General features: G+C 71.7%; 25 protein-coding genes, 1 pseudogene and 1 riboswitch. Of the genes and pseudogenes, 18 read left to right on the top strand and 8 right to left on the bottom strand.

Going from position 1 to position 26,016, the window contains the following annotated elements; all coding sequences use genetic code 11:
* Nucleotides 1-98: 98 nt before the first annotated feature.
* From AB0K28_RS08455 to AB0K28_RS08435, 5 genes are all read left to right on the top strand, one after another.
* The gene (locus AB0K28_RS08455) at nt 99-1,598 is read left to right on the top strand and encodes a sensor histidine kinase (protein ID WP_364366693.1); all 1,500 of its coding nucleotides are present in this window, start codon (nt 99-101) and stop codon (nt 1,596-1,598) included.
* Nucleotides 1,595-2,293, top strand: coding sequence for a response regulator (locus AB0K28_RS08450; protein WP_345402220.1), 699 nt, complete (start codon nt 1,595-1,597; stop codon nt 2,291-2,293). Before AB0K28_RS08455 ends, AB0K28_RS08450 begins: the two co-directional genes overlap by 4 nt.
* Nucleotides 2,294-2,355: 62 nt before the next feature.
* Nucleotides 2,356-4,392 (top strand): N-acetylneuraminate synthase family protein, encoded by a 2,037-nt coding sequence (locus tag AB0K28_RS08445; protein WP_364366690.1) that lies wholly within the window; start codon nt 2,356-2,358, stop codon nt 4,390-4,392.
* A gap of 181 nt (nt 4,393-4,573) precedes the next feature.
* Nucleotides 4,574-5,554: a glycosyltransferase family 2 protein gene (locus AB0K28_RS08440; protein ID WP_364366687.1), complete on the top strand. Its 981-nt coding sequence runs from the start codon at nt 4,574-4,576 to the stop codon at nt 5,552-5,554.
* 1 nt (nt 5,555) lies between these two features.
* Entirely contained in the window at nt 5,556-6,809 is a 1,254-nt protein-coding gene (locus AB0K28_RS08435; protein WP_345402212.1) for a polysialyltransferase family glycosyltransferase, read from the top strand.
* Here AB0K28_RS08435 and AB0K28_RS08430 read toward each other — a convergent pair.
* A complete protein-coding gene (locus AB0K28_RS08430; RefSeq protein WP_364366684.1) occupies nt 6,793-7,968 on the bottom strand; it encodes a DUF6716 putative glycosyltransferase in 1,176 nt (391 codons plus the stop codon). The two genes, AB0K28_RS08435 and AB0K28_RS08430, sit on opposite strands and share 17 nt — an antisense overlap.
* Nucleotides 7,965-8,909 carry a hypothetical protein gene (locus tag AB0K28_RS08425; protein WP_364366681.1) on the bottom strand — a complete coding sequence of 315 codons (945 nt, stop codon included), beginning with the start codon at nt 8,907-8,909 and terminating at the stop codon, nt 7,965-7,967. Before AB0K28_RS08425 ends, AB0K28_RS08430 begins: the two co-directional genes overlap by 4 nt.
* Nucleotides 8,910-9,002: 93 nt before the next feature.
* Between AB0K28_RS08425 and AB0K28_RS08420 the strand changes: the two genes are divergently transcribed.
* The 3 genes from AB0K28_RS08420 to AB0K28_RS08410 all read left to right on the top strand — a co-directional run bounded on the left by AB0K28_RS08420 (nt 9,003) and on the right by AB0K28_RS08410 (nt 11,819).
* Nucleotides 9,003-9,818, top strand: coding sequence for an aldo/keto reductase (locus tag AB0K28_RS08420; RefSeq protein ID WP_345402199.1), 816 nt, complete (start codon nt 9,003-9,005; stop codon nt 9,816-9,818).
* Between the two features lie 82 nt (nt 9,819-9,900).
* Nucleotides 9,901-10,854 carry a Gfo/Idh/MocA family oxidoreductase gene (locus AB0K28_RS08415; RefSeq protein WP_364366678.1) on the top strand — a complete coding sequence of 318 codons (954 nt, stop codon included), beginning with the start codon at nt 9,901-9,903 and terminating at the stop codon, nt 10,852-10,854.
* Nucleotides 10,855-10,971: 117 nt separating this feature from the next.
* Nucleotides 10,972-11,108: riboswitch (cyclic di-AMP (ydaO/yuaA leader) on the top strand.
* Nucleotides 11,109-11,120: 12 nt separating this feature from the next.
* Nucleotides 11,121-11,819: a CHAP domain-containing protein gene (locus AB0K28_RS08410; protein WP_364366675.1), complete on the top strand. Its 699-nt coding sequence runs from the start codon at nt 11,121-11,123 to the stop codon at nt 11,817-11,819.
* Between the two features lie 62 nt (nt 11,820-11,881).
* Here the strand turns inward: AB0K28_RS08410 and AB0K28_RS08405 are convergent, their stop codons facing one another.
* Nucleotides 11,882-12,526: an ABC transporter ATP-binding protein gene (locus AB0K28_RS08405; protein ID WP_364366672.1), complete on the bottom strand. Its 645-nt coding sequence runs from the start codon at nt 12,524-12,526 to the stop codon at nt 11,882-11,884.
* A 35-nt stretch (nt 12,527-12,561) separates the two neighbouring features.
* Here AB0K28_RS08405 and AB0K28_RS08400 point away from each other — a divergent pair, with 35 nt between their 5' ends.
* From AB0K28_RS08400 to AB0K28_RS08360, 9 genes are all read left to right on the top strand, one after another.
* Nucleotides 12,562-13,110, top strand: a complete 549-nt coding sequence (locus AB0K28_RS08400) for a hypothetical protein (protein ID WP_345402187.1) — start codon at nt 12,562-12,564, stop codon at nt 13,108-13,110.
* A gap of 98 nt (nt 13,111-13,208) precedes the next feature.
* Nucleotides 13,209-13,649 (top strand): YciI family protein, encoded by a 441-nt coding sequence (locus AB0K28_RS08395; RefSeq protein ID WP_364366669.1) that lies wholly within the window; start codon nt 13,209-13,211, stop codon nt 13,647-13,649.
* 42 nt (nt 13,650-13,691) lie between these two features.
* Complete coding sequence (locus tag AB0K28_RS08390; protein WP_364366666.1) at nt 13,692-14,939, top strand: RNA polymerase sigma factor; 1,248 nt, start codon at nt 13,692-13,694, stop codon at nt 14,937-14,939.
* Between the two features lie 421 nt (nt 14,940-15,360).
* Nucleotides 15,361-16,701, top strand: coding sequence for an extracellular solute-binding protein (locus tag AB0K28_RS08385; RefSeq protein ID WP_364366663.1), 1,341 nt, complete (start codon nt 15,361-15,363; stop codon nt 16,699-16,701).
* A 57-nt stretch (nt 16,702-16,758) separates the two neighbouring features.
* A complete protein-coding gene (locus AB0K28_RS08380) occupies nt 16,759-17,712 on the top strand; it encodes a sugar ABC transporter permease (protein WP_364366661.1) in 954 nt (317 codons plus the stop codon).
* Complete coding sequence (locus tag AB0K28_RS08375) at nt 17,709-18,539, top strand: carbohydrate ABC transporter permease (RefSeq protein WP_345402170.1); 831 nt, start codon at nt 17,709-17,711, stop codon at nt 18,537-18,539. Before AB0K28_RS08380 ends, AB0K28_RS08375 begins: the two co-directional genes overlap by 4 nt.
* Nucleotides 18,536-19,945: a GH1 family beta-glucosidase gene (locus AB0K28_RS08370; protein ID WP_345402167.1), complete on the top strand. Its 1,410-nt coding sequence runs from the start codon at nt 18,536-18,538 to the stop codon at nt 19,943-19,945. Before AB0K28_RS08375 ends, AB0K28_RS08370 begins: the two co-directional genes overlap by 4 nt.
* The gene (locus tag AB0K28_RS08365; RefSeq protein ID WP_364366657.1) at nt 19,926-20,924 is read left to right on the top strand and encodes a LacI family DNA-binding transcriptional regulator; all 999 of its coding nucleotides are present in this window, start codon (nt 19,926-19,928) and stop codon (nt 20,922-20,924) included. Before AB0K28_RS08370 ends, AB0K28_RS08365 begins: the two co-directional genes overlap by 20 nt.
* Nucleotides 20,925-20,943: 19 nt before the next feature.
* Nucleotides 20,944-21,939: an aminoglycoside phosphotransferase family protein gene (locus AB0K28_RS08360; RefSeq protein ID WP_364366654.1), complete on the top strand. Its 996-nt coding sequence runs from the start codon at nt 20,944-20,946 to the stop codon at nt 21,937-21,939.
* Here AB0K28_RS08360 and AB0K28_RS08355 read toward each other — a convergent pair.
* The 5 genes and pseudogenes from AB0K28_RS08355 to AB0K28_RS08335 form a co-directional block, all read right to left on the bottom strand.
* Nucleotides 21,883-22,188 carry a hypothetical protein gene (locus tag AB0K28_RS08355; RefSeq protein WP_345402161.1) on the bottom strand — a complete coding sequence of 102 codons (306 nt, stop codon included), beginning with the start codon at nt 22,186-22,188 and terminating at the stop codon, nt 21,883-21,885. The two genes, AB0K28_RS08360 and AB0K28_RS08355, sit on opposite strands and share 57 nt — an antisense overlap.
* A 37-nt stretch (nt 22,189-22,225) precedes the next feature.
* Complete coding sequence (locus tag AB0K28_RS08350) at nt 22,226-23,149, bottom strand: transposase (RefSeq protein WP_364366987.1); 924 nt, start codon at nt 23,147-23,149, stop codon at nt 22,226-22,228.
* Nucleotides 23,150-23,337: 188 nt separating this feature from the next.
* A pseudogene (locus AB0K28_RS08345) lies at nt 23,338-23,406 on the bottom strand (hypothetical protein); the annotation flags it as partial.
* Entirely contained in the window at nt 23,399-23,809 is a 411-nt protein-coding gene (gene tnpA / locus AB0K28_RS08340; RefSeq protein WP_364366651.1) for an IS200/IS605 family transposase, read from the bottom strand. The gene tnpA and the pseudogene AB0K28_RS08345, both read right to left, overlap by 8 nt.
* Before the next feature lie 85 nt (nt 23,810-23,894).
* The gene (locus AB0K28_RS08335; RefSeq protein WP_364366648.1) at nt 23,895-24,683 is read right to left on the bottom strand and encodes an anti-sigma factor; all 789 of its coding nucleotides are present in this window, start codon (nt 24,681-24,683) and stop codon (nt 23,895-23,897) included.
* Between the two features lie 120 nt (nt 24,684-24,803).
* Here AB0K28_RS08335 and AB0K28_RS08330 point away from each other — a divergent pair, with 120 nt between their 5' ends.
* The gene (locus tag AB0K28_RS08330) at nt 24,804-26,003 is read left to right on the top strand and encodes an FAD-dependent oxidoreductase (RefSeq protein WP_364366645.1); all 1,200 of its coding nucleotides are present in this window, start codon (nt 24,804-24,806) and stop codon (nt 26,001-26,003) included.
* Nucleotides 26,004-26,016: the final 13 nt, after the last annotated feature.

Here is a 26,016-nt window from a genome sequence, read left to right as displayed (position 1 = left end):
CCGGCGGTTTTGGAACGAGCTTCTGTCCGTGCGACTATGCGCTGCACAAGTGATGCAGGTCACCATTGCGTAAGTTTCGTTCACGGGGAGGGTGGGACATGCGGCGCTGGAGCCTGGCCGGGCAGATGCTGGTGCTGCAGCTGCTCGTGGTGACCGTCACGGCGGCGGGCGGCGCGACGCTCGCGCTGGTGCAGGCCCACCGGCTGCTCACCGATGAGGCGGGCAGCACGGCGAAGGCGGTGGCGATGAGCGTGGCGGCCTCGCCCGACGTGCTGGCCGCGCTCGACGAGCGCGACCCGACGGCGCGGCTGCAGCCGTACGCCGAGCGCGTCCGCACGGCGACGGGCGTCGACTTCATCACGATCATGCGCCCCGACGGCACCCGCTACACCCATCCCAACCCGGCGGAGATCGGCGGGCGCTTCCTCGGCCACATCGAGCCCGCGCTGCGCGGCGAGACGTTCACCGAGACCTACACCGGCACGCTGGGCCCCTCGAAGCGGGCGGTGACGCCGGTGACGGCCGGCGGGCGGGTGCGGGCCCTGGTCAGCGCCGGCATCACCATCGACCGCATCGACGCCAGGCTGCGCGACCAGCTCGCCTGGGGCGGCCTCATCGTCGCGCTCGCGCTCGGGCTGGGCGCGGCGGGCACGTGGCTGGTGACCGCGCGGTTGCGCCGCCAGACGCACGGGCTCGGCCCGGTCGAGCTGGGCCGCATCCACGAGCACCACGACGCCGTGCTCCACGCGGTCAGGGAGGGCCTGCTGCTGGTCGGCAGGGACGGCACGCTGACGCTGTGCAACGACGCGGCCAGGCAGCTGCTGGGGCTGCCCGCCGACGCCGAGGGGCGGCACGTCGCCGAGCTGGGCCTGGCGGAGCTGCTGACGGACGACGAGGAGCGCGTGCACCTGGCCGGTGACCGGGTGCTCGCGGTCAACAGCGCGGCCAGCAGGCTCGGCACGGTCGTCACCGTACGCGACCACACCGAGCTGCAGGCGCTGACCGGCCAGCTCGACGCCGAGCGCGGCTTCGCCGACTCGCTGCGCTCGGCCGCGCACGAGGCGGCCAACCGGCTGCACACCGTGATCACGCTGGTGGAGCTGGGCCGCACCGAGCAGGCGGTGGCGCTGGGCACGGCCGAGCTGCGGGCCGCGCAGGAGCTGACCGACCGGGTGGTGGGCGCGGTGCGCGAGCCCGTGCTGGCGGCGCTGCTGCTGGGCAAGAGCGCCGAGGCGGCCGAGCGCGGCGCCGAGCTGGTGATCAGCGCGGACAGCGAGCTGGACGACCTGGGCTTGGACCCGCGCGACCTGGTCACGATCGTCGGCAACCTCATCGACAACGCCGTGGACGCGGCGAGCCGGGTGGAGGTGCATCTCAGCGGCGACGAGCGGGGCGTACTGATCAGGGTGGCCGACGACGGTCCAGGGCTGACCGGCCGGGCCGCGTTCGAGAAGGGCTGGACCACCAAGGGCGACGGCCACGGGCTCGGCCTGGCGCTGGTGGGCCAGGCGGTGCGGCGCCTCGGCGGCACGATCGACGTGGCCGGCTCGGTCTTCACCGTACGGCTGCCGGCGCCGAGGCGGGAGCCGGTGCCGTGACGACGCCGGAATCCGGGCTCATCTCCGTGCTCGTGGTCGAGGACGAGGAGATCACCGCCGAGGCCAACCGCATCTACGTCGAGCGGGTGCCCGGCTTCGAGGTGGCCGGGGTGGTCAGGTCGGGCGGCGAGGCATTGCGCTTCCTGCGCCGCAGGCCCGTCGATCTGATCCTGCTCGACCTCTACCTGCCCGACATGCACGGCCTCGAGGTGTGCCGGGCGGTGCGGGCGGGCGGCCTGCTGTGCGACGTGATCGCGGTGACGTCCGCGCGCGACCTCACCATGGTCCGCTCGGCGGTGTCGCTCGGCATCGTCCAATACCTGCTCAAGCCGTTCACGTTCGCCGCGCTCGCCGAGAAGCTGACCCGCTACGCCCGCTTCAAGGAGGAGGCCGGGCTGGCGGTCGGGCAGGGCGACGTGGACCGGGTGCTGGGCACGCTGCGCGGATCGTCCGCCGAGCTGCCCAAGGGCATGGCGCAGGACACCCTCGACGCGGTCGTCACGCAGCTGCGCGCCCAGGCGGGCGGGGTGGGCGCGCAGGCCGTGGCGGACGCGATCGGGGTGTCCAGGGTGACCGCGCGGCGCTACCTCGAATACCTGGTGGAGCTGGGCGTGGCGGCCCGCGTCCCGCAGTACGGCGGCGTGGGCAGGCCAGAGTTGCTCTACCGGATCCCCACGCAGAGTTCAGGACGGTGACGCCGCCCGTTCAATCCGGCCTTCTAGCTTCTGGGTGCAATCCGATGCACTGAGGAGTCACCTTGCGAGTCCTGGCCGTAGTTCCCGCCCGCGGAGGTTCGGCGGGCGTACCCCTGAAGAACCTCGCCCTGGTCGGGGGCGTTCCGCTGGTCACCAGGGCGGTGCGGGCCTGCCTGCGCGCCGAGTCGATCGACCAGGTGGTGGTGAGCACCGACCACGAGGGGATCGCCGAGACCGCCCGCCAGGCGGGGGCGGTCGTGGTGGAGCGGCCCGCCGAGCTGAGCGGCGCCACCGCCTCCAGCGAGTCGGCGGTGCTGCACGCGCTCGACGCGCTCGGCGCCGAGCCCGAGGTGGTGGTGCTCGTGCAGTGCACGAGCGCGTTCATCGACCCCGCCGACCTGTCGGCGGCGGTGCGCAGGGTGCTGGACGGCGAGGCCGACTCGGTCGTGTCCGGGCTGCCCACGCACGAGTTCCTGTGGACGGCCGCGGGCTCCGGCGTCAACCACGACCCGGCCGTACGGCCACGGCGGCAGGACCGCGAGCCGCAGTTCCGCGAGAACGGCGCCTTCTACGTCATGCGCACCGCCGGTCTGCGCGAGCACGGCCACCGCTTCTTCGGCACGGTCGCCGTGCAGCCGGTGCCGGCCCGGCACGCCATCGAGGTCGACGACCCCGAGGACCTGGAGCTGGTACGCGCGCTCGCGCCGTTCATCGACCGGCCCGAGCCGATCGACGTGGACTGCGTCATCACCGACTTCGACGGCGTGCACACCGACGACCGTGCCTACGTCGACTCCGACGGCCGCGAGATGGTGCTGGTCAGCCGCTCCGACGGGATGGGCGTCTCGCTGCTGAAGCGGTCGGGGGTGAAGGTGCTGGTCATGTCCACCGAACAGAACCCGGTCGTGGCCGCCCGCGCCCGCAAGCTGGGCGTGCCGGTGCTGCAGGGCCTGGCCGACAAGCGCACGGTGCTGCGCGACTGGCTGAGCATCGAGGGCCTCGACCCGGCGCGGGTGGCGTACGTCGGCAACGACGTCAACGACCTCGGCCCGATGGCGGAGGTCGGCTGGCCGATCGCCACCCCCGACGCGCACCCGAGGGTGCGCGCCGCCGCCCGCGTCGTGCTGACCAGGCCCGGCGGGTCGGGCGCGGTGCGCGAGCTGTGCGACAGGGTGGTGGCCGCCCGGCCTGAGCCGCCCGCCGCCGAGGCGCGCGTCAGGCCGCACTTCGGGCCCGTCGCGATCGGGGACGTGCTGGTCGGCGACGGCGAGCCGGTGTACGTGATCGGCGAGATCGGCATCAACCACAACGGCGACCTCGACCTGGCCAGGCGACTCATCGACGTGGCCGCGGACGCCGGGTGCCAGGCGGTCAAGTTCCAGAAGCGCACCCCGGCGATCTGCGTGCCCGAGGAGCAGAAGGGGCAGATCCGGCAGACGCCGTGGGGCGAGATGACGTACCTGGAGTACAAGGAGCGCACCGAGTTCGGGCGCGACGAGTACGCGCAGATCGCGAAGCACTGCGCTGAGCGGGGGCTGCACTGGTTCGCCTCGCCGTGGGACGTGCCGTCGGTGGAGTTCCTGGAGGAGATGGACGTCCTGGTGCACAAGGTGGCCTCGGCCGGCGTGGCCGACCACGAGCTGCTGCGGGCGCTCGCGGCCACCGGCAAGCCGGTCATCCTGTCGACCGGCATGTCCACGCTGGCGGAGATCGACGCGGCCGTGGAGATCCTCGGCACCGAGAAGCTGATCATGATGCACGCGACGTCCACGTACCCGCTGCCGCCCGAGGAGGCGAACCTGCGCACGATCACCACGCTCAAGGAGCGGTACGGCGTGCCGGTCGGCTACTCGGGGCACGAGCGCGGCCTGCAGATCTCGCTGGCGGCGGTCACGCTGGGCGCGGTCTGCGTGGAGCGGCACATCACGCTCGACCGGACGATGTGGGGCTCCGACCACGCCGCCTCACTGGAGCCGGCCGGGCTGGAGCACCTGGTCCGCGACATTCGCATCATCGAGCAGGCCATGGGCGACGGCGTCAAGCGCGTCTTCCCCGGCGAGGAGGCCCCCAAGGCCCGCCTGCGCCGCGTAACCGTCTGACCCGGCACCCGTCCGAGACGGATGCCGTCCGACACGGGTGCCGTCCCAGACGGGTGCCGTCCCAGACGGGTGCCGTCCCAGACGGGTGCCGTCCCAGACGGGTGCCGTCCCAGACGGGTGCCGTCCCAGACCCCGAACCGACGGCCACCCCCTCCCACCCCCCAGCAGGAGACCAGCCGCTTTGATCACGCTCTCGGTCGTCGTGCCGGTGCGGGACGGTGAGCGCTTCATCGCCGACGCGCTCACCTCCCTGTGCCGCAACGCCGCACCCGGCTTCGAGTTCATCGTCGTGGACGACGGCTCCGTGGACGCCACGGCGGACGTCGTCGCCGGCTTCGCCGACGACCTGCCGGGCCTGACCGTGCTGCGCAACCCGGAGCCGCTGGGCCTCGCGGACGCGCGGAACGCGGGCCTGGCTGCGGCGACCGGCCGGTACGTCACGTTCATGGACGGCGACGACTGGCTGGCCCCCGGCCACCTGGCCCGGCTCGTCGCCGCGATCGACGGGCTCGGCTGCGACTTCGTCCGCACCGATCACGTGCAGGCGGAGGGCCGCAAGCGGGTCGTGCACCGCGCCCCGCTGGCGCGGCGGGGCGCGGTGCTCGACCCCCGCGAGGCGATCCTGCCCGCGGGGGTGCGCACGATGGTCGACTACCCGTACGCCTGGGCGGGCGTCTACCGGCGCTCGCTGGGCGACCTGCTGCACTTCCCCGGCTCGCTGCACACCGCGGAGGACCGGCCGTGGATCTGGCGGCTGCACCGCGAGGCCGCCTCGTTCGCGGTGGTGCCGCTGGCCGGCCTGTTCTACCGGCGCCTGGTGCCGGGCTCGCTCACGCAGGTGGGCGACGAGCGCCAGCTGCACTTCTTCGACGCCTTCGAGCTGGTGCTGAAGGACCTGGAGCCGGAGTTCCTGCCCAAGGCGGTGCGCAACTTCTGCGCGCTGCTGGCCCACCACCTGAACATCGGCGACCGGTTCACGCCCGAGCTGCGCGCCCGCTTCGAGGAGCGCGGCAGGGACATGCTGCGCACGCTGCCGCAGGAGCAGGTGTCCGAGGCGCTGGCGGGCATGCCGGCCGAGCGCGAGGCCGTCCTGCGGGCCCTGCTGCCCGATCTGGCGCCCGGGACGCGTTTCCGGGTCCGCCGCGACCACGAGGAGCTGTGACGTGCGGGTCTTCTACGCCTCGACGCTGTTCGGCGCCATGTCGCTGGCGGCGGCCATCGACGACGGCCGCTTCGGCGACGGCCGCAGGCTGCTGATCGTCTCCACGAACGCGGCCGTGCCCGAGGTGGCGACGCCGCTGGACGAGACGCCCGGCTTCGCCGCCTTGCGCTCCCGCTTCGACGAGGTGCGCTCGTGGAACGAGCTGATCGCGCCGCTGCACCCGTCGGACTGGCGGGCCCGCGTCATCGAGGTGCCGATGCTGGAGCGCCTCATCCGCGCCCACTGGGGCCTGGACGGCGTGACGGAGCTGGTGCTGGAGTCGATCGCGGTGCCGCCCGCGCGGACGATCGCCGGGCTGGTGCGCGACTGCCCGATCACCGTCTACTCCGACGGGCTGATGAGCTACGGCCCCACCCGCGACCCGCTGCCCGCCGAGATCTTCCGCCGCGTCACCCGGCTGCTCCACCTCGACCTGGTGCCGGGCCTGACGCCGCTGCTGCTCAGCGAGTACGGCGTCGCCCCCGAGACCCTGCCCGCCGAGCGTTTCCTCGCGATCGTGGACGAGGTCGCCGCCGCCACCCCGCCCCCGCCGGCAGGCCGGGCGGTCGTCCTCGGCCAGTACCTGTCGGCGCTGGAGATCGTCACGCCCGAGGAGGAGGCCGCGCTGCACGAGACGATGCTGAAGGCGCTGGCCGCCCGCGGCCACACCTCCGTCGTCTTCAAGCCGCACCCGGCCGCCGGGCGCCGGCACGCTCAGCTGCTGCGGGCCGCCGCGGGACCGGCGGGCGTGCGGCTGGAGGTGGCCGGGGAGGGCGTGCCGGCCGAGGCGTGCTTCGCGGCGCTGCGGCCCGAGCTGGTCGTGGGCTGCTTCTCCACGGCCCTGGTGACCGCGTGGCGCTACTACGGGCTGCCGGTGGCCTCGTACGGCACGGAGCTGGTCCTGGAGCGGCTGACCCCGTACGAGAACAGCAACCGCGTGCCCGCCACCATCGTGGACGCGCTGCTGCCGCGCCTGTCGGCGGACGGCGGCGTCGAGCAGCCGCCGGAGACGGACCTGCCGGCGCTGGTGCGCGCGGTGGGCTACTGCATGCAGGCCGACGCCTACCCCGGGCTGCGGCCCGAGGGCGTCGCGCTCGACCCGCGCTACTTCAAGCGCCGCCGCCTGGAGGCCCTCGGCCTGGCCGAACCGCCCCCCGCGGCGGCCCGGCCAGGCACGCTCACCCGCATCCGCAGGAAGATCAGGTCAGCGCTCTGAGGTAGCGGCGCACGCGGCGCTTGGCGCGGTACCCCACCCGCAGCATCTTGGGCGGCACCTCCACGCGGAGCCTCGCCCTGCGCCGCGCCGCCGCGTGCTCGGGCCCGTCGAGCAGCGACCGCGCGGGCGTGTCTGGCCCCGCCTCCACGAGAGCGGCCAGCCGCCCGGCCCAGTCGTCGCGCTCGGCGGGGTGGAAGTAGTTGGCGGCGCACCAGGCGGGCGAGGCCGTACGGAAGCCGCCTTCGGCCAGCTCGTCCAGCGTGCCCAGCAGGTCGCTGCCCTCGAACACCAGGTTGATCATCTCGGCGCTGACCCCGAAGTCGCGCAGCACCAGCGACGGCACCCCCATCGCGATGGCCTCCAGCGCCGCCGTCGAGCTGACCGTGACGAACCCGGCCGCCCGCTCCAGCTGCTCCCGCATCGACCCGGCCGCGAACGTCAGCCGCCCCGGCTCCCCCATCTCGCGCCACAACCGCTGGTACGGCAGCCGCTCGTTGTGCGTCTGCCGCTCGCCGTCGAGGGCGCGCAGCTTGACCACGACCTCCAGGTCAGGCCGGTCGGCCGAAAGCGCGGCCAGCGACAGCAGGATCCGCTCGCGCTGCCGCCGCTCGCGCGGCACCTTGGCCTGGGTGGCGAACACCACCCGGTCGCCGCCGCCGGCGCCCCGCTGGGGCCGCAGGAACGGCAGCCTGGCCAGGCCCACCGCGCCACCGCCGCCGAGCCGGCCGGCGATCGCGGTGAACTCGGCCACCTCGCGCTCGCTGTGCACGACGAACAGGTCGCAGCCGCTGCGGAACGTCCACGCCTTCTCCGTGGCGGGCACGGAGATGCCGGGCAGCCCGGAGACGAAGACGGGCCGGGGCCGCAGGCCGTCGAGCACCTCGGCGACCAGCACGTCCACCACCGGGCCCGTACAGGCCACCAGGATCGCGTCGGGCCCGGTGCGCTCGGCCAGCCGCCGCAGCGACCGCGCCGACAGCACCGGCGGCACCGGCGGCACGGCCCGCTCCCCCACGGCGGCGGCGATCTGCTCGGGCGAGGGCGCGATCGGCGTGCGCACCACGACCAGGTCGGTCACGCAGCCGGGAGGCAGGTCGTCGAGCAGGCAGGCCGCCCATTTCAGATACGAGTCGGAGTCGGCGACGGCCAGCACTCTCACCCGGGAACTCCTGTCAAATGCGAGCGCAGGGCGGGCGCCGCCCTGCTGGTCCACCAGTCATCGGGTACGTCCACGGGCTCGACGGCGACGCCGCGCGGGCCGAGCAGCACGCGCAGCGACGTGATCGCGGTCGAGGGCAGGCTGAGCACGCGCTGGCCCGCGTCGAGGCCGCGCAGCGTCAGCTCGGCCGGCACGCCGCCGTCGTGGACGGTGATGCCGGGACGCTCCCGGATCAGCGCGACGTCCACGGGGTCCTCGCGGCGGTGCGGGTAGTAGGCGAGCGGCTCGCGCGCGGCCAGGTCGGTCAGCCAGCGCAGGTAGTGGTCGCGGCGGACGAGGCCGTTGCGGACGAGCGAGGTGCCGAGCACGACCGTACGCTCGGCGGGGCCCTCGGAGCTGGGCGGCTGCGCGCGCAGCCAGGCGAAGTCGTGGCGGACGAGCTGCACGCCGGCTTCCCGTACGGCTTCGGCGAGCCGGTCGTCCACGGGCAGGGCGGTGAAGACCGACACCTCGCTCAGCCGCAGCCGCAGCGCGGCGGCCAGGCCGAGCACGGCACGCAGCCGTCCCCCCTCGGCGCGGGCCCGCAGCAGCGGCCGGTACGGCCCGGCGGCCAGCAGTTCGAGCAGCCGCAGCGTGGCCAGCCCGTCGTCCACCACGACGACGCGTCCCGGCCTGGACAGCAGCCAGCGCAGCTGCACCCGTCCCGAGAAGGCGTCGCCCACCGCCAGCGCGCGGCGCGGCATGCGCTCACGCGGCTCGGCCAGCTCCAGCCCGCCGGGCAGCGCCATCGAGCGCAGCTCGCGCCGGGTGGCCTTGAGCGGGCGCAGGCCGGCGCGCGGCACGACGGCCGTGGCCGGGCCGAGGAGCCCGGCTTGGTGGGCCTCGACGGCGCACAGCATCTGGAGCGGTGACTCCACCCAGGCCGACGCCTGTTCGACCACTCCTGCCCTCCCGGGTGATGGGCCGTTCACGACCGCTTCAAGCTAGCCCGCCCGGCTTAAGCCGCCAGGAACGCGGCGTGAACAATGGAGGGTATGAACTCGCTCATGCTCAACACGGACGGCGTGCAGATCCCGCAGCTCGGTTATGGCGTCTGGCAGGTACCTGCCGAGGAGGCCGAGCAGGCGGTCACGACCGCGTTCAAGGCCGGCTACCGGCACATCGACACGGCCGCCGCCTACGGCAACGAGGAGGGCGTGGGCCGCGCGGTGCGCAACAGCGGGCTGCCGAGGGAGAAGGTGTTCGTCACGACCAAGCTGGCCAACGGCGAGCACGCCCGCGCCGAGGCCGCCTTCGACGAGTCGCTGGCCCGGCTCGGCCTCGACTACGTCGACCTCTATCTCATCCACTGGCCGATGCCGGGGCAGGACAAGTACCTGCAGGCGTGGAGGGCCATGGAGAAGATCTACCGGGACGGCCGGGCCAAGGCCATCGGCGTCTCGAACTTCACCGTCGAGACGCTCACCAGGCTCATGGACGAGGCCGACATCGTCCCCGCCATCAACCAGATCGAGCTCCACCCCTACTTCCAGCAGCGGCAGATGCGCGAGTTCCACGAGGCCAACGGCATCCTCACCGAGGCGTGGAGCCCGCTGGGGCAGGGCAGGGGGCTGCTCGACGACCCGGCGCTGCGGGTGCTGGCCGACAAGCACTGCAAGACGCCGGCGCAGATCGTGCTGCGCTGGCACCTGCAGCTCGGGAACGTGGTGATCCCGAAGTCGGTGACGCCGGCGCGGATCGCCGAGAACATCGACGTCTTCGACTTCATCCTGGACGCCGAGGACCTGGCGGCCATCGGGGCGCTCAGCCGGGGGCAGCGGCTCGGGCCCGACCCCGACTCGTTCGAGTGACGGATGTGACAAAACGACATTCCTGATATTTCCGGCACCACCGACATAAGCCCATATTTGCCTTCCGTATACGATCGCCGGCGTGCGAGATTTCACTTGGGGAATAGCCGCCACCGGCGGCATCGCCCGTACCGTGGGTGCGGCGATCGTGGCGGAGCCCGGCATGCGGGTGGCCGCCGTGGGAAGCAGGAATCTGGCCAGGGCGCAGACCCTGGCGTCGGATTTGGGCGCCGAGTCGGCGTACGGGTCCTATGAGGAGCTGTGCGCCGACCCGGCGGTGGACGCGATCTACGTCGCCACCCCGCACGCCCAGCACCTGCAGGTCGCCGCCGCCGCCATCGCGGCGGGCAAGGCGGTGCTGTGCGAGAAGCCGCTGGCCGCGACCGTGGACGACGCGGAGAAGATGGTGCGGCTGGCCCGTGAGGCCGGGGTCTTCCTGATGGAGGCCATGTGGATGCGGTTCAACCCGCTCATCAGGCGCATCAAGGAAGATCCCCGCTTCGGGGAGATCCGGTCGGTCCAGGCGAGCTTCGGCTTCGCCCATCCGTACGACCCGGCGCACCGCCTGTGGGCTCCGGAGCTGGGCGGCGGCGCGCTGCTCGACCTCGGGATCTACCCGTTCGGGCTGGCCCAGCTCATCCTGGGCATGCCCACCGGCCTGCACGTCACCGGCTCCCTGGCCCCGAACGGCGTTGACGCGGAGGCGGCCGGCGTCTTGCGTTACCCCGGCGGGCGGCACGCTCTCGTGGCCACCTCATTGCTCGGGAATTACCCGAACGGGGCCAGTGTTGTAGGTACGCAGATGCGGGCGGACATCCAGGCACCGTTCTGGGCACCGCAGCGGATCGTCCTCTCCGGGCCGGCGATGGAGCCGGAAGAGCACGTGCTCGACCCGGCCGACAACGGTTACGCCGGAGAGCTCCGCGAAGTCCGCGCCGCCGCGGCCGAAGGCAGGACCGAATCCTCGATCATGCCGCTTGACGAATCCCTTGCCATGATGGGGCTTCTGGCCGAGGCGCGCAGTCAGCTCGGCTGACTTTACTTTTATGGATTTGTAATCCTCTTGCCTCATGTATTACCTTATGGGACATCTTGAGGCATACGTCCGGTTTGTCCGGCTATGTCAGACCATCGCACGACACATCACAGGATCGTCCTGTGACCGCTGAATCCGCCACGCGCGGAACCGGGGACCCATGTCCTTTGGGGTGAATCGGCACTTCGGTGCCGTAGGGCAGCTTCCACGCCCGAACCCGTCAGCTAACCCGGTAAGCGGCATGGAAGCAAGGAGTAACCCCCTCGATGGCCAAGCATCGTCTTACCGCTGTCTCGAAGAGCACCATCGCCCGCGCCGTCCTCGGCGCCGGCGTCCTGGCCTCGGCCTTCGGCGTCCCCGCCGCGGCCCACGCCGACACCTCCACCGCCGTCGCCGCGGCCACCGCCGCGAAGCACCCGGCCACCGCGCTCGCCGCCCACAAGGCGGCCGAGCGTGACGAAACCAAGATCACCGCCACCGCCGACCAGGTCCTGGCCGTCGCCAGGGCGCAGGTGGGCGTCTCCGAGAACGCCAGCGGCGGCGGGACCAAGTTCCAGCAGTGGTACGCCAACTCCCAGCGTGCCGCCGAAACCGTCGCCCGTGACGGCGGCAGCCGCGCCGCCTACCTGAACGCCGCCTGGTGCTCGATGTTCGTCTCCTGGGTCGGCGAGCAGACCGGCGCCCGCCCGCAGGTCGGCTGGGACGCCTGGACCGTCGCCCACGCCAAGTGGTTCGCCGCCAACCAGCGCTTCGGCCACGAGGCCAAGCCGGGTGCCGTGGTGTTCTTCTCCTGGAAGGGCGGCAAGTCCCTGAGCGACATCCAGCACGTGGGCTTCGTCGTCAAGGACAACCACGACGGCACCATCTCCACCATCGAAGGCAACACCGGCAACGGCAAGGTCGAAGAGCGGGTCCGGCCGAAGTCGCAGGTCGTCGGCTACGGCTACCCCGAGTACGCCGGCTGACCTTCCCTCACGTCCCTCTTCCTGACAGCGGAACGCGCGCCCCTTCCCGGGGCGCGCGTTCGTCATGTCAGGAGATCGGCGTACGGCCCCGGGATCTGGCTGAGCCGGTCGTGGGTGCCGCACTGCACGATCCGGCCTTCGCCGAGGACGACGATCAGGTCCGCCATCCGCACGGTGGGGAAGCGGTGGGTGATCAGCAACGTGACGGCTCCCGGATGGCCCTTGGCCGCCTCGGCGTAGCGCGCGAAGACCGCGCTCTCGGCCGGTGCGTCCAGCGCGGCGGTCGGCTCGTCCAGCACCAGCAGCAACGGCTCCGTCCGCATCGACCCGCGAGCCAGGGCCAGCCGCTGCCACTGCCCGCCGGAGAGCCGTACACCGTGCTCGAACGTCTCCCCCAGCTCGGTCTCCAGTCCCTGAGGCAGCCCGGCGACCACCTGGCCGGCGTCGGCTCGTTCCAGCGCCCCCGCCACGGCCGCGGGGTCGCGCAGCTTGGGGAGATCCCCCACGCCGACCGTCTCGCCGGCCGTGAGCTCGAAGCGGACGTGATCCTGGAAGACCGCGCCGACCCTGGCCTGCCACGCGTCCTGCGCGAGGTCTCCGAGCGGACGGCCGTCCACCAGGATCGTGCCACGCGACGGCCGATGCAGCCCGCACAGCAGCTTCACCAGCGTCCCGGGACGGTAACCCGGTTCCGCCCAGCCGGTCAATTGCGGAAAGTTGTAAGGCGCCTTACCATTTGGCGATGATCCACGGTGAGCGGCCGTCGTACGACGAGATGGTGTCGATGCTGGGGGTGCCCTTCGCGGTCGAGGACGCCCGCGCCCGCTGGGGCAGGCTCGTGGAGGAGGCCAAGGACGGCAGGACCATCATGATCACCCGCGAGCGCTGGGAGTGGGCGGCCCTCGTGCCGCTCTCCAGGGTGGGCGGGGTGCTCACCGGCCTGCCGCTCGTGGGGCTGTCGACCGCGCGGTCCAAGCTGGGCGACCTCGTACGCCAGGTCGCCGACCCGTACGGCGAGCCCGTGCTGCTCGGCCGGCACCGCAAGCCGGTCGCCGGGCTGGTGGGCGCGCACGTCCTGCTCGGCAAGGACGCCCAGCAGGACCGCTCGGCCACCGCCGACGCCCTGCTGGTCGGCGGCCACACGATCACGCTGGCCCACGACCCGGCCGAGGGCCTCGTCCTGGCCGTCGCCCGTGACAGGGAGGGCAAAGAGGTCTCCGCCGGCGCCGGCCGCAACGCCCGCGAAGCCCTCCACGCCCTCACCACCCCACTGACCTGGCCGCAGACCTGACGTCCGGCGCCGCGAAGAAAAGTCGCGGGGCGTGTCGATCCGGGACGCAGCCGCTCGACGCGTTGCCGAGAACGTTCGAAGAGACCCGAGGAGAACCGATGAAATTCATGATCGTGGGCAAGGCGAGCGCCGAGACCGAGGCGGGGGCGGTGCCCAGCCAGGAACTCGTGGACGGCATGCGCGCCTACAACGAGTCCCTGACCAAGGCGGGCGTGCTGCTGGCGGCCGAGGGCCTCTATCCCAGCTCGCACGGCGCCCAGATCTCCTACAGCGACGGCAAGGCGACCGTCATTGACGGGCCGTTCACCGAGGCCAAGGAGCTGATCGCGGGCTTCTGGCTGATCCAGGTCAAGTCGCGCGAGGAGGCCGTCGAATGGGCGCTGCGCGTGCCGGTGCCGCCGGGCAACGACGGGGTCGGCCTGGAGGTGTGGCAGGTGTTCGACGGCTCCGACACGCCCGAGGGGACGATGTCGCCGGAACAGCAGGCATACGACGAGGCCCTGCGCGAGCGCCTGCTGGGAGACGAGCCTCGCCCTTGATCCGGGTTGCGCGGCCGTGGGGCTGACTGGTCTCATGGGCCGGTGGCGGGTTCTGACGTCCAGCGGACGATCGAGGCGGTCTGGCGGATCGAGGCGGCGCGGCTCATCGCCGGGCTCGCCGGGCTCGTCCGCGACGTCGGGCTGGCCGAGGAGCTGGCTCAGGACGCCCTGGTGGCGGCGCTTGAGCAGTGGCCGGAGTCGGGGGTGCCGCGCAACCCGGGCGCGTGGCTGATGACGGTGTCCAAGCGCCGCGCCATCGACCTCATCCGCAGGAACGAACGCCTCCAGCGCAACCTCGCCGAGCTGGGCCGTCGCATCGACCTCACCGAGGAGGCGCCGGAGCCGGACGAGATCGAGGACGACCTGCTGCGGCTGGTGTTCACGGCCTGCCATCCGGCGCTGTCGATGGAGGCGCGGGTGGCGCTGACGCTGCGCGTGCTCGGCGGCCTGACCACCGATGAGATCGCGCGGGCGTTCCTGGTGCCGGAGCCGACGGCGGCGCAGCGCATCGTCCGCGCCAAGCGCACGCTCGCCGCGAAGAAGATCCCGTTCGAGGTGCCGCAGGGGGCGGAGCTGGCGGCGCGGCTGTCGTCCGTGCTGGAGGTCGTCTACCTCATCTTCAACGAGGGGTACTCGGCGACGGCGGGCGACGACTGGATGCGGCCCGCCCTGTGCGACGACGCGCTCCGCCTCGGCCGTGTCCTCGCCGGGCTCATGCCCTCGGAGGCCGAGGTGCACGGGCTGGTGGCGCTGATGGAGATCCAGGCGTCCCGGTCGGCGGCCAGGGTGGGGCCGTCCGGCGAGCCGGTCCTGCTGCTGGAGCAGGATCGCGGCCGCTGGGACCGCCTGCTCATCCGCCGCGGCCTGGCCGCACTCGGACGCGCCGAGGCGCTGTCCGGCTCACCGGGGTCGTACACGCTGCAGGCCGCCATCGCCGCCTGTCACGCTCGTGCGCTCGCACCCGAGGAGACCGACTGGGCGCGGATCGCGGGCCTGTACGAGGAGCTGGCCAAGCTGTCCCGCTCCCCCGTCGTCGAGCTGAACAGGGCGGTGGCGCTGTCGATGGCATCCGGCCCCGCGGCCGGGCTCGCGCTGCTCGATCAGATCGCCGGCCAGCCCGCGCTCAAGGGCTATCACCTGCTGCCGAGCGTGCGCGGCGACCTGCTGGCCAAGCTGGGCCGCAGGGACGAGGCCCGTGCCGAGTTCGCCCGCGCCGCCGCCATGACCCGCAACGCCCGCGAACGCGCCCTTCTGGAGGAACGCGCCGCCGCCTGCGCGCCCGCCGGGTGATCAGCCGACGGCGCGTGCCCCGAGCAGGCCGGCCAGTGCCGGGTGCGCGCGGCCCCGCCTCCTCCTCCGAGGCCGCGTACCGCAGCGACAGCAGATGCAACATCCCCGCTCCCTGACCCCGTAGTGCCGCCCCGTGATGGCACCCGCGGGCTCAGGCCCGTTCAGGTGGGGAGACATGCCCCGAAGCGACACGAAAGATGCCTCTTGTGATGGGAGCGCTCCCAATCAGCTCTTTGAGGCGTTCATGCCCAAAAATCCGGTTTTTGAGTGTTAAACCGCCCCATTGGTAACGGTTGCGTTTCGCGGGATTGACGGGCGAACCGGGTAAGTGCACCCTTTGTGGGAGCGCTCCCAAAGATTCCACCGCGGCAGAGCGCGTGTCGCGGTGCCCTCCCAACATTCACCCCAGAAGGGCTCCACCATGATGATCAGGAAGCGTCGCGGCACCCTCGCCGCGGCCTCGGCCCTGGCCGCGGCGGCGCTCGCCGTCGCGTCGTGCGGCTCCGGTGGCACCGCGGAGCAGAGCGGCGCCCCGGCCTCCTCCGCCGCGGCGGGGCCGATCACCATCCGCGTGCAGACGTTCGGCGGCGGCACCAACTTCGGCTACAAGAACGCCGTCGACAAGTGGAACGCCGAGCACAAGGACATCCAGATCCAGCACGAGAACCTGACCGACCAGTTCGAGCAGCAGTACTGGCCGCAGATGATCCAGTGGCTGCAGGCCGGCAGCGGCGCGGGTGACGTCGTCGGCATCGACGAGGGCGGCATGGGTCTGGCCAAGGCGCGCACCGAGTGGTGGGCGGACCTGAAGGAGCACGGCCTGGAGTCGCGCAAGGCCGACTTCCCCGCCTGGAAGTGGGAGAACGGCGTCGCCGCCGACGGCAAGCTGTTCGCCCTCGGCACCGACATCGGCGGCATGAGCCTGTGCTACCGCAAGGACCTGTTCGAGAAGGCCGGCCTGCCGACCGACCGCGAGGAGGTCGGGGCGCTGTGGCCGACCTGGGACGAGTTCCTGAAGACCGGCGAGAAGTTCCAGTCGAAGGTCAAGGACACCAAGTGGGCCGACGGCACGAACACGCTCTACCAGGTGGTGCTCTACCAGGAGGCGGCCAAGAACGGCAACGTCTCCTACTTCGACAAGGACAACAACCTGATCGTCGACAAGAACCCGGCGGTCAAGACGGCCTTCGACTTCGCCCAGAAGCTGAGCCAGCAGGGCCTGACCGCCAAGCTGCGCAACTTCACCGACGAGTGGGCGACGGGCACCCAGAAGGGCGCGTTCGCCACGCTCGGCTGCCCGTCCTGGATGCTCGGCGCGATCAGCGGCAACGCCGGTGACGAGGGCAAGGGCAAGTGGGACGTCGCGGCGGTGCCCGGCGGCGGCGGCAACTGGGGCGGCTCCTGGCTGGCCGTGCCGAAGCAGTCGAAGCACCCGAAGGAGGCGGCGATGGTCGCCGACTACCTGACGCAGGCGACGACACAGGCGAGCGTCTTCACCGACTTCGGCAACATGCCGAGCAACACGAAGGCGCAGCAGGACCCGGCGGTGCAGGGCGCGAAGAACGAGTACTTCAACGACGCGCCCGTCGGTGAGATCTTCGCCAAGTCCGCCGCCAGCCTCCAGCCGGTCTTCCTCGGCGTGAAGCACGCGCAGGTGAAGAGCGCGATCGAGTCGGTCGTGCAGGGCATGGACGACGGCTCGGTGCCGTACGACAAGGCCTGGCAGCAGCTGGTCGACGACGCGGTGAAGGCCGCGGGCTGATCTCCCGCCCGGCCCGCCTCGCGGCGGGCCGGGCTTGTTGCCGCCGAAAGGTCTGTTATGAGCCTCGACACCCTTCCGCGGGCGGCGCGGAGCAACCACCGCGCCCGCCCGCCCGGCCGCCGCTGGCGTTCCCGTCTGGACGTCAAGGCGATGCCGTACTTCCTGGTGTCCCCGTACTTCCTGCTGTTCGCCGCCTTCGGGCTCTTCCCGCTGGCGTTCACGCTCTACTACTCGCTGTACGACTACGACCTGACCGGCACCGTCGAGTGGGCCGGTCTGGGCAACTACACCGCGCTGCTGGGCGACGACGACTTCTGGCGGGCCACGGTCAACACCCTGGCCATGTTCATCATCGCCACCGTCCCCCAGATGCTGCTGGCGCTGTTCCTGGCCAACGCGCTGAACAAGCGCATGCGCTTCCGGCTGGCGCTGCGCATGAGCGTGCTGCTGCCGCTGGTCACCTCGGTGGTCGCGGTGGCGGTGGTCTTCACGCAGCTGTTCGCCCGCGACTGGGGCCTGGTGAACTGGCTGCTCGGCATGGCCGGGGTGGACAACACGAACTGGCGGGCCGAGCGCCTGCCGTCGTGGATCGCGATCGCGACCATGGTCGACTGGCGCTGGACCGGCTACAACGCGATCATCTTCCTGGCCGGCATGCAGACGATCCCGCGCGACCTGTACGAGGCCGCCTCGATCGACGGGGCCTCGCAGCGCCGGCAGTTCTGGCAGATCACGCTGCCGATGCTGCGCCCCACGATGATCTTCGTGGTGCTGAACTCCACGATCGGCGGCCTGACGCTGTTCTCCGAGCCGATGACGTTCTACAACGGCAACCCCGACGGCGGCTCGCAGGGCCAGTTCCAGACGGTGGCCATGTTCGTCTACAAGGAGGCGTTCCGTGAGTTCGACTACGGCTACGCCTCGGCCGCGGCCTGGCTGCTGTTCCTGCTGATCCTCATCGGAGCGGCGATCAACTTCGCGTTCGTGCGCAGGATCGGGGGCACGAAATGACCATCTGGAAACCGACCGTCCTGACGCGGGTGCTGCTCGGGCTGGCCATCTTCCTGTCGGCGTTCCCGCTGTACTGGATGCTGGTGATCGCCTCGCGGACGAACTCCGACGCGGTCTCGTCGCCGCCGAAGTTCCTGCCGGGCGGCAACCTGGGGCAGAACATCATCGCGGTGCTCCAGCACCCCGAGGCGAAGTTCGTGGCCGGCCTGACGAACTCGTTCATCGTGGCGAGCGTCGTGACGATCTCGGTGATCCTCATCTCGACGCTGGCCGGCTTCGCGTTCGCCAACCTGAACTTCCGTGGCCGCAACGCGCTGCTGCTGCTGGTGCTGCTGACGATGGCGGTGCCGCTGCAGCAGATGGGGGTGGTGCCGCTCTACCGGCTCATGGTGAGCCTGGAGTGGACGGGCACCCTCAAGGCGGTCATCCTGCCGTACCTGCTCAACGGGTTCGGCGTCTTCCTGATGACGCAGTACACGCGGCAGTCGGTGCCGATGGAGCTGGTCGAGGCCGCCCGGGTGGACGGCGCCGCCACGCTGCGCATCTGGTGGAACGTCGTGCTGCCCGCCGTGCGGCCCGGCATGGCCGTGCTCGGCATCAACACGTTCATGCTCATGTGGAACGACTACATGTGGCCACTGATCGTGCTTAACCAGGACAACCCGACCGTGCAGATCGCGATCAACGGTCTCAACGCGAGGTACTCCACGGAGTACTCGTTGATCTTCGCGGGCACCGCGTTGTCCATCATTCCGCTCATCGCAGTATTCGTCGCATTCGGCCGCCAGATCGTCGGCGGCCTCATGGAAGGTGCGGTCAAAGCGTGACGACACAAGAGGAACAGACGCGTTCCGGGCTGCGCTTCCCTGCGGGCTTCGCGTGGGGGGCCGCGACCTCGGCGTACCAGATCGAAGGGGCGGTCGCGGAGGACGGGCGCGGCACGTCCATCTGGGACACCTTCACCAAGACGCCGGGAAAGGTGCTGAACGGGCACCACGCGGACGTGGCCATCGACCACTACCACCGCTACCGGGAAGACGTCGCCATCATGGCGGAGCTGGGCCTGTCGGCCTACCGCTTCTCGGTCTCCTGGCCCCGGATCCAGCCGGACGGCTCCGGCCGGATCAACCAGAAGGGTCTCGACTTCTACCGGCGGCTCTGCGACGAACTGCGCGAGCACGCCATCGACCCGTGGCTGACCCTCTACCACTGGGACCTGCCCCAGGCGCTGGAGGACGAGGGCGGCTGGCCCAACCGCGACACCGCCTACCGCTTCGCGGAGTACGCCGCCGCGGTCCACGACGCACTGCAGGACTACGTCCACACGTGGAGCACGGTCAACGAGCCATGGTGCGCCGCGTTCCTCGGCTACGCCTCGGGCGAGCACGCCCCCGGCCGTCGAGAGCCGGAGAACGCGATCAGGGGCGCGCACCACCTCAACCTGGCCCACGGTCTGTCCGTGCAGGCGATGAACGCCCGCCGGGTCGGCGGCTGCGTCAACCTGTACGCGGTCACGCCGGAGACCGACAGCGAGCGCGACCTGGACGCGGCCCGCCGCATCGACGGCCTGCAGAACCGCTTCTTCCTGGACGCGATGCTGCTCGGCCGCTACCCCGAGGACGTGCTGGCGGACCTGCCGGTCGAGCCCGACTTCATCCAGCCGGGCGACATGAAGACCATCAACGCGCCGCTCGACGTGCTACTGGTCAACTACTACAGCCGCTTCACCGTCTCGGGCGCGCCCGGCGGCAAGCAGTCGGCCGCCGCGGCCCCCACGGACTCGGGGTCTCCGTGGGTCGGCAGCGAGCACGTCTCGTTCGTCAACGGCGGCCGCCCGGTGACCGCGATGGGCTGGGAGATCGACGAGGGCGGCCTGGTGGAGATCCTCACCAGGGTGGCGCGGGACTACCCGCCGATCCCGATGGTGGTCTCCGAGAACGGCGCGGCCTTCGACGACGTGCTGGACGACGGCCGGGTCCACGACAGGGAGCGGCAGGCGTACGTGGAGGCGCACCTCGGCGCCTGCAAGGAGGCCATCGACGCGGGCGTGCCGCTGGAGGGCTATTTCGCCTGGTCGCTGATGGACAACTTCGAGTGGGCCTGGGGTTACGGCAAGCGATTCGGCATCGTGCGGGTGGACTTCGAGACCCAGGAGCGCGTTCTGAAGGACAGCGCGCACTGGTACTCGGAGATCATCCGGCAGAATAGGCGCCATGAACCGACCGACTCTTGAGGCAGTCGCTGCTCGGGCCGGGGTGGGCCGGGGCACGGTGTCGAGAGTCATCAACGGCTCGCCCAACGTCAGCGCGAAGGCCCGCGAGGCCGTCGAGCTGGCGATCCGCGAGCTGGGCTACGTGCCCAACCGTGCGGCGCGCGCCTTGGTGACGCGCCGCACGGACACGGTGGCGCTGGTGGTGTCCGAGTCCCAGTTCCGGGTCTTCGACGAGCCGTACTTCGCGGGAACGATCCGCGGCATCGGCTCGGCGCTGGCCGAGACCGGGTTGCAGCTCATCCTCGCGATGGCGCGCACCCCGGAGGAGCACGCGCGGCTCGAGCACTACCTGACGGGTCAGCACGTCGACGGCGTGCTGCTGCTGTCCCTGCACGGGGCCGACCCGCTGCCGGGCAGGCTGGAGACGATGGGGGTGCCGACCGTGCTGGGCGGCCGCCCCGTCGGCCTCGACCCTTACAGCTATGTGGACATGGACAACAGGGCAGGGGCCCGGCAGGCGGTCAAACACCTGCTGGGCCTCGGCCGCACCGCGATCGCCACGATCGCCGGCTCCCAGGACATGGGCGTGGGCGTCGACCGGCTCTCGGGCTACCGAGACGCGCTGCTGCCCTCGGGCCTTCCCGAGCTCGTGGCCTACGGTGACTTCTCCGAGCACAGCGGCGCCGCGGCGATGACCGAGCTGCTGCGCGCCCACCCCGAGCTCGACGCGGTGTTCGCCGCCTCCGACCCGATGGCGCTCGGCGCGATGCGCGTGCTGAAGGCCGAGGGCCGCTCGATCCCCGACGACGTCGCGGTGATCGGGTTCGACGACTCCAAGGCCGCGCTGCACGCCGACCCGCCGCTGACGACCGTGCACCAGCCGACCGAGGCGATGGGGCGGCAGATGGCCCAGCTCCTGGTGGCGCGCATCAACGGCGAGGAGCTGCGCCAGCCCGTGGTGATCCTCGACACCCACCTCGTACGCCGGGAGTCCGCATGAGCAGCAGGATGCGAGGACCATGGACAGCAGGACCAAGCGGCGCTTAGCGGCGGCCGAGCTCGACGCCCTGACCCGCCGCGCGGTGGGTGTGGGCGTCGAGTCCGCCACCGAGCTGACCGACGGCTACGCCAACGCCGTGTGGCGGCTGCGGCTGGCCGACGGCCGCGACGCGGTGCTCAAGCTGAGCCCGCCGCCCGACCTCGACCAGCTCAGCTACGAGCGCAACCTGCTGCGCATGGAGGCCGCCGCGATCGGCCTGGCGGCGCAGGCGGGGGTGCCGGTGGCGGCGCTGCTGCGCGCCGGGTTCGACGACCCCGTGCTGGGCGGCGACTACCTGCTGCTGGCCGCGCTCGACGGCGTGTCGTGGAACGACGTCAAGCCGGACGGCGAGGCCGGGCTGCGCAGGGAGCTGGGCCGCCACCTGGCCAGGTTCAACACGGTGACCGGCGAGGTGTTCGGCTATCCGCACGCGGGCATCACCGGCCGCACGTGGCGCTCGGCGTTCCTCGCGATGGTGGCGGCGCTGCTCGGCGACACCGAGCGCTACCCGACACCGCTGCCGCTGCCCGCCGCGGAGATCATGGCGATCGCCGAGGCGGCGGCGCCGGTGCTGGACGAGGTGACGACGCCGCGGCTGGTGCACTTCGACGTGTGGGCGGGCAACGTCTTCCTCGACGTGAGCGGGCCGCCCCGCATCCAGGCGATCATCGACCACGAGCGGGCCTTCTGGGGCGACCCGCTGGCCGAGTTCGTCACGCCGACGATCTTCGGCGAGCTGGCCGACGACGACCCGCTGCTGGCCGGCTACCGCGAGGTGACGCCGCTGGAGCTCACCCCGGCCGCCCGCACCAGGCTCGACCTCTATCGCGCCTACCTCTACCTGATCCTGCTCATCGAGAACGGACCCCGGCAGTACCCGCCGGACGAGTACGCCAGGATCCGCGTCAGCGCGACCGCGTCACTGACGGACGTGCTGGACCGCCTCGTACGCGCGGCCGCGCGGCCCGTCGAGTAGGTCGGCGCCGGCGACGGTCAGGTTCGCCGCGCCGTGCACCGCGAGCGCGCCGCTGACCCGGGTGCCGAGCAGGTGCACATTCGGCCTGCCGTAGTTGCCCGCCGCGTCCATCGAGCGGTACTCGATCGTGTGCCGGCCACGCGGCAGCGTGCCGTAGACCAGGGAATCGATCTCGGTGCCCTGCTCGGAGAACGTCCACGGCATGACCTCGCGGCCCACCTGGTCGTAGGCGTAGCCGAGGGTCTTCATCGTGACTCCTCCGCTCCCTGAGGGGAGCGGCTTCTCGCTAAGCCGCTTCCGCAGCCTGGCGAAGGGCAAGCCCTGCCCTCAGAATGTTGATCGCCGCGTTCACGTCGGCGTGCGCGGCATGCCCGCACCCCTGACATCGGAACACGGCCTGGCTGACGCGGTTCTCCTTCGCACCATGCCCGCAGCGCGAGCACGTGCGGGAGGTGCCGGCGGGGTTCACCGCGATCAGCTCTCGACCGGCGCTTTCAGCCTTGTACGCGAGGACCGTCAGGAACACCCCCCAACCCGCGTCGAGAATGGACCGGTTCAGGCCGGCCTTGGCGGTCACGTTCCGGCCGGGCCGGTCGATCGTGCCGGACGCCGAACGAGTCATGTTCGCGATCCGCAGGTCCTCGTGCACGATCATGTCGTACCTGGCGACCAGTGCGAGGGCGGCCTTGTGCGCGCAGTCCAACCGCTGGCGGCGGACCTTGGCGCGCAGGGCGGCGACCTGCGCCACCGCTTTACGGCGGCGACGGGAGCCGCGCCGCTTGCGGGCCAGGGCCCGCTGGGCTTCGGCCAGCCGGTCGGCCGAGGCGGCCAGACGGCGCGGGTTGACCAGGTACCGGCCGTCGCTGGTGGTGGCCAGCGAGGCGACGCCCAGGTCCACGCCGACGGCCACGCCCGTGGCCGGGAACGGATCGGCGGGCACGCCATCACACGACAAGACCAAATACCAGCGGGAACCCTCGCGCTTCACGCTGATCGTCTTCACCTGGCCTTTCGCGGGCCGGTGCTGGTGGACGCGGACGTGCCCGATGCCCTGGAGCCGGACGTACGCGGTGGGGCGCTCGGGCTGGGAGTTCCACCGGCAGCCGTCGCCGTCCTTGGGCCACTCGACGGTGTCGAACCAGCCGCGCCCCTTGAACCGGGGAAGCCGGGCGTACGCCCGGCCTTGACGCGGTCGAAGAACGCACGAAATGCCCTGTCCAGCCGCCGCAGGGTGGCCTGCTGGGAGGAGAACGACCAGCGGCCCTGCCCATCCGGGTCATCACCCCGGATGTGCTGCAGTTCGCCCGACTGATCGCCGTACCGGACCGTCACGCCTGCCGTGCGGTAGGCCGTGCGGCGGTGCTCCAAAGCGGCGTTGTAGAGCTGACGGTGGTCTTCCAGGCACGCGGCGAGTGCAGCGGCCTGCTTGGCGGTGGGGCGCAAAAGGAACTTGAACGACCTACGCACGGCCACCGCCCTTGGACGACCGCTCGTCCTGCGTCTCGATGTGGCGCTGCACCGTCTGTGCGGACACCGCACCGGGCGTGGCCACGAAGGAGGACCGCGACCACAGTGTGGGCAGCTGGGAGCGCAGGTGCGGGAAGTCGGCGCGCAGGTGGTGGGAGGTGCACCCCTTGAACTGGCCGGCCACGTACGAAGGTGAGTGCTTCGGGTGTGGCTTGACGAACAGGTGCACGTGGTCGGACAGCACCTCCAGCGCCACGATCTCCCCATCATGCTCGTCGGCCTTGGCGTGGATCCGTTCCTCAAGGCGGTCCTTGACCCGGCCGCCGAGGACCGGGCGGCGGTACCCCGGGCACCACACCACGTGGTACCCGAGGTCGTACGCCGCACCCGGGGAAGTACGCACCTGACGAGACACACGATTCTTATAGCAGCGCCGACCCAGCTCACGCGCGACGAAACGGAGAACTCTCATGTGCAGACCTGACAAGTCACGCCTCAGGGAGGTCGGCGAGCATGACGGGGTCGGTGGTGGGCTGCCGGGAGCCCTCGGCCGGTTCGACGGTGAGCGCCACGCGGTCGTCGCCGCGCAGCGGGGTCAGCACCACCGGGGCGCTCGCCCCGCCGGGGCCCGGCTCCAGCAGGCCGGCCGGGCGCGGGCCTTCCGGGCCCATCAGCCACAGCTCGTACGCCTTCGCCCGCGGCAGCTCGGCCAGCCCCGACGAGGTGAACACCATCCGCCCCCGCTCGCGCGAGATGACGACCGTGCCGGTGCCGCCGGTGGTGACCTGCCGCCGCATGGTCTCGGCGTCGGGCGCGGCCAGCACGGCGGCCAGCTCGCCGTTCCTGGCGGTGAGGTCGGCGAGGTCGCGGCGGGCGTCGAAGGCGAGCACGCCGAGCGCCACGGCCGCCGCCGCCGACACGGCGACCGACACCCCGGCGACCACCTCCACGCGCCGCCTCCTTCGCCGCAACGGCGCCACCCGCCCGCCATCGCCGTCCCCGGGCGGCACGGGCAGTCGATGCGACACCGTGGGCGCGTCGTCGGGGATCTCCGGGGGGCGGGTCCGGTGGGCGGCGGTGAGGAGGCGGTGGCGGAGGCGGGCGGGCGGGGGTGCGGCGACCGTCTCCGCCAGGCGGGCCGCGGTCTCGCGCAGCCGGCTGACCTCGGCCGCGCAGCCGTCGCACACGTGCAGGTGCTCCTCGAACAGCACCCACTCGGCGTACGGCAGCGCGTGCACGGCGTAGGCGCCCGAGAGGGTGTGGAGCTCGTCGTTCATCGTCCACTCCCAGGTGTGAGAGGCGGCTCACCCCTGTACTTCGGCGCTCCCGGCACGCCGGATGGCCCCCGCCCTTGTGCATTTCGGCGAAGATGCGACAATCTCATTGGGGGATGAATTATGGGATGTGTGATCGCGGGGGGCGGCCCCGCCGGTGCGATGCTCGCCCTCCTTCTGGCGCGGTCCGGCGCCGAGGTGACGCTGCTCGAGAAACACGGCGACTTCCTGCGGGACTTCAGGGGCGACACGATCCACCCCTCGACCATGCAGGTGCTCGACGAGCTGGGGCTGGCCGAGGAGCTGCTGAAGCTGCCGCACCGCAAGTCGTACAGCCTGACCGTCGTCTCCGACGCCGGCGACATCCGCCTCGCCAACGTGCGGAACCTGCGGACCAGATACGACTACATCACGTTCGTACCGCAGTGGGACTTCCTCACGCTCATCACGCGCGCGGCGGCCCGCTACCCGAACTTCCGGCTGCTGATGAACGCCGAGGCGGTCGACCTGATCCGCGAAGGCGGCGCGGTCCGCGGGGTGCGCTACCGCGACCCGTCGGGCGAGCACGAGATCAGGGCCGATCTGACCGTCGCCGCCGACGGCCGCACCTCGGTGCTGCGCGCGAAGGCCGGTCTGACGCCGCAGGACCTCGGCGCGCCCATCGACGTGCTGTGGTTCCGGCTGCCGCGCGACCCCGCCGACCGCGCGGATCCGTTCCTGCGGGTCTCGCGGGGCCGCCTGATGGTCGCCATCAACCGGGGCGACTACTGGCAGCTCGCGTACGTGATCCTGAAGGGCGGTTACGAGCGGCTGAGGCACGAGGGCATCGACGCGCTGCGCCGGCCGATCAGCGAGCTCCTGCCCTGGCTGGCGGACCGGGCGGAGCAGATCACGAGCTTTGACGACGTCAGCGTGCTGACCGTCCGGATCGACCGGCTGCGCCGCTGGCACCGCCCCGGGCTGCTGTGCATCGGCGACGCCGCGCACGCCATGTCACCGGTGTTCGGCGTCGGCATCAACATGGCCGTCCAGGACGCCGTCGCGACCGCCAACCTGCTGGCCGGCCCGCTCAGGCACGGCGGGCCGATCCCCGAGCGGGCGCTGCACCTGGTGCAGCGGCGGCGCATGCCGCCCACCCGGATCACCCAGGCGCTGCAGCGGGTGATCCAGAACCGGTTCATCAGCCCCACGCTCAGCGGCGACGCCGACCCGACACGGCGGCTGCCGCGCGACCTGACCGCGATTCCGGTGCTCAATGGGCTGGTGGCCCGCGTGATCGGCCTCGGCGTACGGCCCGAGCACCTCATGGCAAAGCAAGTTTGACTTCCTCTGGGTT

This window comes from Nonomuraea sp. NPDC049504, from assembly GCF_040676845.1.
GTDB lineage: Bacteria > Actinomycetota > Actinomycetes > Streptosporangiales > Streptosporangiaceae > Nonomuraea > Nonomuraea salmonea.
This window is presented reverse-complemented; position numbering and strand designations above follow the sequence as displayed.